Source organism: Microcoleus sp. A6-C6, from assembly GCF_036705955.1.
In the GTDB taxonomy this organism is placed as follows: Bacteria; Cyanobacteriota; Cyanobacteriia; order Cyanobacteriales; family Microcoleaceae; genus Microcoleus.
On the sequence record NZ_JAUBVR010000141.1, the window covers coordinates 1 to 6,460 of the forward strand.

Below are 6,460 nucleotides of genomic sequence, written 5' to 3' on the forward strand. Positions count from 1 at the left end.
TCTGGCTTTTCGCTCATCTGACTACATTACCATATTTTTCGGCTCTCAATCAACTATTTTTTACCTGAATCCTTACTCTAGTAGTATCGTAATTTGGGGAATATTTAGAGGTTTAGACTTGAAATAATCGATATTTAGACTCAACATTTCAATCAAGCCGACATCATCTGATACACTAGCTTTTGTGCAGTGAGTAAAAAATAAATCCAAGCGTATCAACGGCTAGGTGTCTTTTAATACGATTTGTAGATTTGTAGAAACAAAACCCTTTCGACTCAATACTAGCGTTACAGGTATTTTTTACGGCTTGTGAGTCTATAATCATTAATGTAGTCCATTTGGCTTGTTTTTTACCTGCTCACGTACTTGACTATGTAATAGCCTCATCAGCTCTTCTATCACTCCCTGTGTTCGCCACTGCTTGTAATGCCAATATACAGTGGAATAGGGGGGGCAAATCTTTGGGTAGGTCTTGCCAATTGCAGCCATTCTTTAGTTGATAGAAAATTCCATCTAAGATTTCTCTTTTTGTCCAGTTACAAGGTCTAGTTAACTTCTTCCTGGGCAATATGTCATGTAGTATGGGTTCAATTATTTCCCATTCTGAATCCGTTAGACTGTTACAATAAGGCATGGCTGCTGCTGGATAATGCTTTTGCGGTTATCACAACCACGTAAAAGATGTCAAACGGGCTCTATAAGCAGTAATAACGAATTATCTTTCTAAAACGCCGGAATCTTAAACTTCGCCCCACACTTGGGACATTCCGATCGCACTTTTAACCAATCCTGATAGTGACATACTCCTACACCAACTGAGTACAGTATGGTGTAGGCTTCTGGGCGACTCCAGCTATTGCTTCGGACATTGACTGAGCTTTAAGAGCGGGATGACCCACCGCCCTATTTTTTATATTTATCGCAGCATTGTGATCGCGGTCAAGACTACATCCACAATGTAGGCAGTTATGCCATCTTTCATGCAGCTTTTTCGGTACTTTTTCACCACAACCAGAACAATCTTGTGAAGTATTATAGGCACTTACTGGGATTACCAACAGACCAGCATTTACGGCTTTGTTTGTTAGAATCGACAGAAAGCTTGACCACCCAGCGTCCAACACAGATTTAGCTAATTTTGTACGAGCAAGTCCTTTAACATTCAAGTCTTCAACTGCAACAACGTCATATTTTTTCAATAGATTGTTAGCAGTTTTAAAATGAAAGTCTTTACGCTTGTCCGCTACTTTTTTGTGACATTTTCCCAGTTGTTTCACCGCTTTTTGCCTGCGGTTACTGCCTTTTTTACGTCGAGAGACTCGCTTTTGAATAATTCGCAGGCGCTTTTGAGCTTTGCGGTAATGTTGAGGAATTGCCACAGTCTCGTTTTCTGATGTTGTTAAAAAATCCTTCAGCCCAACATCAATTCCCACAATCTTTTGAGGATTGAAGTCTGGTTTAATATCCGGGACTGTTGAATCTTCTAAACTGAGAGTGACATAGTAACCGTCAGCTTTTTTGGTAATAGAGACGGTTTTGATTTTGAATCCATCAGGTATTGAACGGTGCAAAATAACCTTAACTTTTCCGAACATCCGCAAGTTAATTAAGTTATTTTGTAAGCAGCCGTCTTTAATTTGAGGATAGGTGAACGTGCGGTAACGACTGCGTTGTTTAAATCTTGGTCTACCACTACGCTTTCCATTTGTATCACCTTTTAAAAAACGATCGAACGTTACCTTAACTCGCTTGACTACATCTTGAAGGACTTGAGAATAAATATCGGCATACCAAGGATGAGTTTTTTTGAGTTGAGGTAACGTCTTTTTTTGACTATAATAATCGGGATTATCTCGCAGTTCAGGTAAATAGCAAATTAGCGGACACGCATTAACAGGCGAACGGTTTTCTTCGTACCAGTTAAATCGATCTCCCAACAAATAATTGTACTGTGCACATAACATTGACAACCATCTGTCAATCTCAGTGGCTTGCAACTTTGTTGGACGTAATCGATACTGGTAAGAAGTTTTCATTAAGCGGTGAATGTGTAATTTCAGTCGCGACTTATCAATTAGTATTAATATAGTTGAATGCGTTACTTTATGTCAAGTACGTAAATAAATATTTTATTTGCACACTCAGAGAGACTTCTATTATTAAGTATTAACTTTTATTACCCAATCTCAACTGGCTACAGAAATGGTTAAAAAGGTGTATTGAAAAAAGTCGAATAAAATAATTTGTTCGTCTAAAATAATTTGTTCGTCTCGTCATCCACCCGCCCACCGCTCAAAACATAGTTTTGAATTGGTTGACGGGTGGAATCAGGAGTCTCACCGCGTCTTTCATCCCACACGCTTGTCGAAGCGATTATAGTGTGGGGATTCCCGTCTGCTTAGCTAATGTCGTAAGCGAAGCAGACCGAAGGTATCGCCCCAACATCCCCAAATACCAAATCCGATCGCCCAGTAGGGACACGACACCACGCCGTGTCCTTAATCGTAACCTATCGGCGACAGCCTTCAGCGATTGCCCTTAACACCGCTAGCCGCACTTCAGGATGAGCTTTCTCAAGCCCATTAGCCCGAAAAATCCAGTGTCCGCTGCCCGCGTGCTCGATCGCAATCTTCTGTCCATCCGGCAAAACGATTTGCCACCAATTCAAAACAGTGGCTTTAATCAGTTGGCAATGAATCTCGCTCAATTGAGCCTCCATGAGTTTCAGTTGACGCATGATTGGATTTTGGGCAGATGACTTCATGATTTTTTTCCTTAAATAAATTGGATAGTTTCTCGGCTGGGATTTCAGTTTGCTTATTTTTCAGCTTAATTTCACTTTCTGAGCTTTTCGCTTTTACTTTACCTTCCGAACTTTTCGCCTTCACTTCCCTTGTACCACCTTTAGGCTCAATTTTCACTCCAAAACCTTTAGATTTAACTTTACCTTGAGCAGAAATTGAAGACTGTTCCGCTGCGGGCTTCTTAAACTCCGCGTCCAGTTGGTCTAAAATCTCCTCTTGTTCGGGAGTATGTTCCGCCGGCTGCTCCAAATTTTTGGGGTTGTATTCGTCAACCAGCCTCCCCAGAAATTCCGAAATTGACATTCCCGCAGCCGCTGCTTTTTTTGTTAAAAGGGCGTAGGTGTCGGTTTTGATCCGAATTTGTTTAAGCCGGAGGTTGGGATTATTGTCAACAGTTTCGGCTATAGTTACTGCGGTAATCCTTTCTTTTGGTATGACATCCACAACTTCTTGCCACTTTTCCTGTAAAGCGCAGTCGCCGTATTGGTCGGTTACTGCGTGTTTGAACAAGGGGACAACTTGAGCAACGCAGCTTGGCAAAATCTCAAATCCGGCTTTAATTAAGCGCAGGCAAATGGCAGCAGATTTGATAATTTGGGTGCAGTAAAAATACTGTCTGCCTAATGCTTGTTCGCAGTAACTTTTGAAAGTTTTGAACTTGTCTTTATACAATCGCAGTTTTCGGATCGCGTCCAGCATGATTCCTTGCCGCACGTAGTCGAGGAATCCCCTTTTTATTTCGCCTGTGAGGTAGTCTAAATCGTGAAAGGGAGATTGATTCTGGATTTCTTCTTCAAAGTCTAGCAGCGGGCCTGCAAAGTGAAAGTTGGAGGCGATATCGCCTAGGTAGAAATTTTCGGTAGATGTGGTCACGATCGGGAATGGGTGGAGAAAGGGAACGATAGCACGGAAGTTGGGCGATCGCAAAGTGGAATTTTTGGTCGGGTTCTTTGATACAATTTTGAGTTGGGTTGTGCTGTAGGTCGATCGACCTTTTACATCGCATCACCTCCGGGCGCGTTGAGGGAAAGGAGCTTGAGGTATGCACTCAAGCCCCGAAAATACTAAGGGTATGCAGGTGCACAATTAATAGAAACTACAAATAAGGCAGCTCGCTATAAACCAAAGCGTTTCCACCGTCCGGCTAAATGAGCCGCCTTTCTGTTGTCTATACTTACACAATCATACTTGTAACTTTCTGGTCTGTCAACAAGTTTGCTTGTAAATTTTCCGTGATATGCCCAGAAATAAACAAACTCAAGAGTCCAAAGATATACCAGCACTGCAAATCTTGCGGGAGGCTGTTGGTTTATCGCAATCGGCCTTAGCAAAACAAATTCCCGACAAAACGGGCGCAAAAACCCTAAGTCAACAAGCAATCAGTAACTGGGAGCGAGGATTAGACGAACCCGAACTGACAATTGCTCAAATGAAAGCCCTTTGCAAAGCTCTCGGAAAAACGCTTAACGATTTACCCAACGATTTAGGGCCACCAAATCCTGAGTGATAACTAAAAAGTCCAAAAGGTCGATCGACCTTTCAACGCTCAATCTGTAATTTTCCCTCTCAGAGCCTTAATCTGCCCCCGCTTGGTTTTGCTGTCGAGACGCTTGCGCTGGGAACTACGAGTCGCTTTGCTCGGTTTGCGCCTTTTCGGGATGACGATCGCATTTTTAATCAACTCTTGCAGCCGTCTCAAAGCCTCCTCCCGGTTTTGTTCCTGGCTGCGGTGCTCCTGAGACTTAATCACAATCACGCCTTCGGAGGTGATGCGTTGGTCACTGATTTGCAATAAACGCTGTTTGTAGCGATCGGGCAATGAGGAAGCGCCGATGTCAAAGCGCAGGTGAATAGCCGTTGCTACCTTATTGACATTTTGCCCGCCCGCACCTTGGGAGCGAATGGCGCTAATCTCGATTTCGCGATCGGGAATAAAGACTGTGTTGGAAATTTCTAGCATGATTGGGCGGGCGATCGAGCAAGCTGTAGAGAAAATTTTGGTAACTGATCTCTAGAATAACTACTTTTTCTACCAATAGATAGTCGCTGCTGAGGGGGCAAACCAGTAAGTATGTAGAAGCAGAGAAGACAGGTTATCAAAACAGATGGCAGACACAAAGCTGAGCATAGTCATTACCAGCGCCGATTCTGAACTCGGACAAGTAACCGTCCGGCGGTTTGTAGCGCAGGGACACAAAGTAACGGGATTGACAGAGGAAAAAGATGGCGCAGCAGCGGTGCATTCCCACGGTGGAATCGCGGTAGAAACTGACCATTCCAATGCTGTGGAACTTAGGGATGCGATTCTGGCGGCAAATGCAGATGTGGTTGTCAACCTCACCCCGCAAAAGGCAAATACCCTGCTCAGCGACGGACAAGATTGGAAAGGATTTGATAAAACGCTTTCTACAACAACTGGTGCACTGCTGACAGCGGTAAAAGACACAAATATTAAGTTGCTAATTCACACTAGCTACACTTTTCTGTACGGCAACACGAGAGATGCGACGGAAAGCACACCGCTGAGTGTACCTGGTGATGACGCAATTTTCAAAATGGCGATCGCCACCGAAAACCAGGTAACAAACAGTCAGGTTCCCAATTGTGTATTGCGGCTGGGATACCTGTACGGGCCTGAATCGGAAGACCTAAAACTGTATATAAAATCGTTTAAACTGGGTCGTCCTTATTTTGCCGGGCCCGAGAGCAATCTGGGAAACTGGCTGCACTTTGAGGATGCGGCGGCGGCTTTGGTAAAGGTAGCCGAACAGCAACCGAGAGGTGCATTTTTTAACGTTGTGGATGGTGTGCCGGTGTCTTTTGCTGATTTTATCGATCGATTCGCCTTCACCCTAGGCAGAAAACGCCCCGCGCGCATCCCCATGTGGCTGACACCGCTAGCACTGGTGTTAGTTGTCACCCCTCAACAAGTCGATTTGTTAAAGCTTACTACTACTGTCAATAGCGATTCATTCCGCCAGCAGTTTGGGTGGAGTCCGCGCTATGTTAGCTACCAAGAAGGTTTACAGCAAACAGTTGATACGTGGGGAGCGAGTGCTAGTTGAATTGTTGGGATTTCAGGCAATTAGTTCGCGATGCAGAACTTCTATATGTCAATATGCTTCGGTTAGCGCTTTTTTGTGTCATTGCGAGGAACGAAGCAATCGCAGTATCTGTTTTTCACAGTTGACTAACTTTTAGTTATTGTAGGGTGCCCAGCGGGCTGAATGTTTTCTCACTTTACCGATCGTTTCGCCTGACGCACCCTATGAGCTGGCATACAAACAACCGATGTAGCCATTGCATATCCTGGTATATAAATTAGTTACAATGTTTAGATGTCAGGATGAATTCGATTAGTTTTTTTCTATCCCATAACTCTATGTCGTTAGATTCAGCCAGGTTGTAAGCGTTTTCTGTAAATCTGTTGTTGGTGATGACTCTGCCTTTATTTCCTTTGTAATGTCTGACGGCTCCTGCTACTTTTTGAACAGCTTTAATACCAACTAGATTTTTGCTTCTTTTCGCTTGAACCACAGTTTTTGATCCATCTTTGTATAAAATTAAATCAGCCCCATAATCTTGACGGGTGCATCTCACTTTGGCGAGTATGCCAAAAAAGGGTTAAAATGAAAAAGCTAGTAAAATTGCCAAAT

General features: G+C 43.4%; 8 protein-coding genes. 2 read left to right on the forward strand and 6 right to left on the reverse strand.

Features of this window, described 5'->3' with window-relative positions:
* Positions 1-370 precede the first annotated feature (370 nt).
* The 4 genes from QUB52_RS29375 to QUB52_RS28335 form a co-directional block, all read right to left on the reverse strand.
* Positions 371-634 (reverse strand): transposase, encoded by a 264-nt coding sequence (locus QUB52_RS29375; protein ID WP_375339812.1) that lies wholly within the window; start codon positions 632-634, stop codon positions 371-373.
* Positions 635-806: 172 nt separating this feature from the next.
* Positions 807-2,036 (reverse strand): RNA-guided endonuclease InsQ/TnpB family protein, encoded by a 1,230-nt coding sequence (locus QUB52_RS28325; protein ID WP_332975582.1) that lies wholly within the window; start codon positions 2,034-2,036, stop codon positions 807-809.
* A gap of 473 nt (positions 2,037-2,509) precedes the next feature.
* Positions 2,510-2,707 (reverse strand): hypothetical protein, encoded by a 198-nt coding sequence (locus QUB52_RS28330; protein WP_332970636.1) that lies wholly within the window; start codon positions 2,705-2,707, stop codon positions 2,510-2,512.
* Positions 2,679-3,677 carry a hypothetical protein gene (locus QUB52_RS28335; protein WP_265237058.1) on the reverse strand — a complete coding sequence of 333 codons (999 nt, stop codon included), beginning with the start codon at positions 3,675-3,677 and terminating at the stop codon, positions 2,679-2,681. The genes QUB52_RS28330 and QUB52_RS28335 overlap by 29 nt, the downstream gene beginning before the upstream one ends.
* Positions 3,678-4,041: 364 nt before the next feature.
* Between QUB52_RS28335 and QUB52_RS28340 the strand changes: the two genes are divergently transcribed.
* Positions 4,042-4,311: a helix-turn-helix transcriptional regulator gene (locus QUB52_RS28340; protein WP_265237057.1), complete on the forward strand. Its 270-nt coding sequence runs from the start codon at positions 4,042-4,044 to the stop codon at positions 4,309-4,311.
* Between the two features lie 39 nt (positions 4,312-4,350).
* On the opposite strand, the gene arfB is transcribed toward QUB52_RS28340, so the two are convergent.
* On the reverse strand, positions 4,351-4,764 hold the full coding sequence (gene arfB, locus QUB52_RS28345) for an alternative ribosome rescue aminoacyl-tRNA hydrolase ArfB (RefSeq protein WP_265237056.1): 414 nt from the start codon (positions 4,762-4,764) through the stop codon (positions 4,351-4,353).
* A 145-nt stretch (positions 4,765-4,909) separates the two neighbouring features.
* Here arfB and QUB52_RS28350 point away from each other — a divergent pair, with 145 nt between their 5' ends.
* Positions 4,910-5,869 carry an NAD-dependent epimerase/dehydratase family protein gene (locus QUB52_RS28350; RefSeq protein WP_332975581.1) on the forward strand — a complete coding sequence of 320 codons (960 nt, stop codon included), beginning with the start codon at positions 4,910-4,912 and terminating at the stop codon, positions 5,867-5,869.
* Between the two features lie 256 nt (positions 5,870-6,125).
* Here QUB52_RS28350 and QUB52_RS28355 read toward each other — a convergent pair whose 3' ends face one another.
* Positions 6,126-6,404, reverse strand: a complete 279-nt coding sequence (locus tag QUB52_RS28355) for a restriction endonuclease (protein WP_332975580.1) — start codon at positions 6,402-6,404, stop codon at positions 6,126-6,128.
* Between the last annotated feature and the right edge of the window lie 56 nt (positions 6,405-6,460).

Coding starts and splice junctions, on each gene's coding strand:
- QUB52_RS29375 (WP_375339812.1), bottom strand. CDS start 634: ATGCCTTATTGTAACAGTCTAACGGATTCAGAATGGGAAATAATTGAA.
- QUB52_RS28325 (WP_332975582.1), bottom strand. CDS start 2,036: ATGAAAACTTCTTACCAGTATCGATTACGTCCAACAAAGTTGCAAGCC.
- arfB (WP_265237056.1), bottom strand. CDS start 4,764: ATGCTAGAAATTTCCAACACAGTCTTTATTCCCGATCGCGAAATCGAG.
- QUB52_RS28340 (WP_265237057.1), top strand. CDS start 4,042: ATGCCCAGAAATAAACAAACTCAAGAGTCCAAAGATATACCAGCACTG.
- QUB52_RS28350 (WP_332975581.1), top strand. CDS start 4,910: ATGGCAGACACAAAGCTGAGCATAGTCATTACCAGCGCCGATTCTGAA.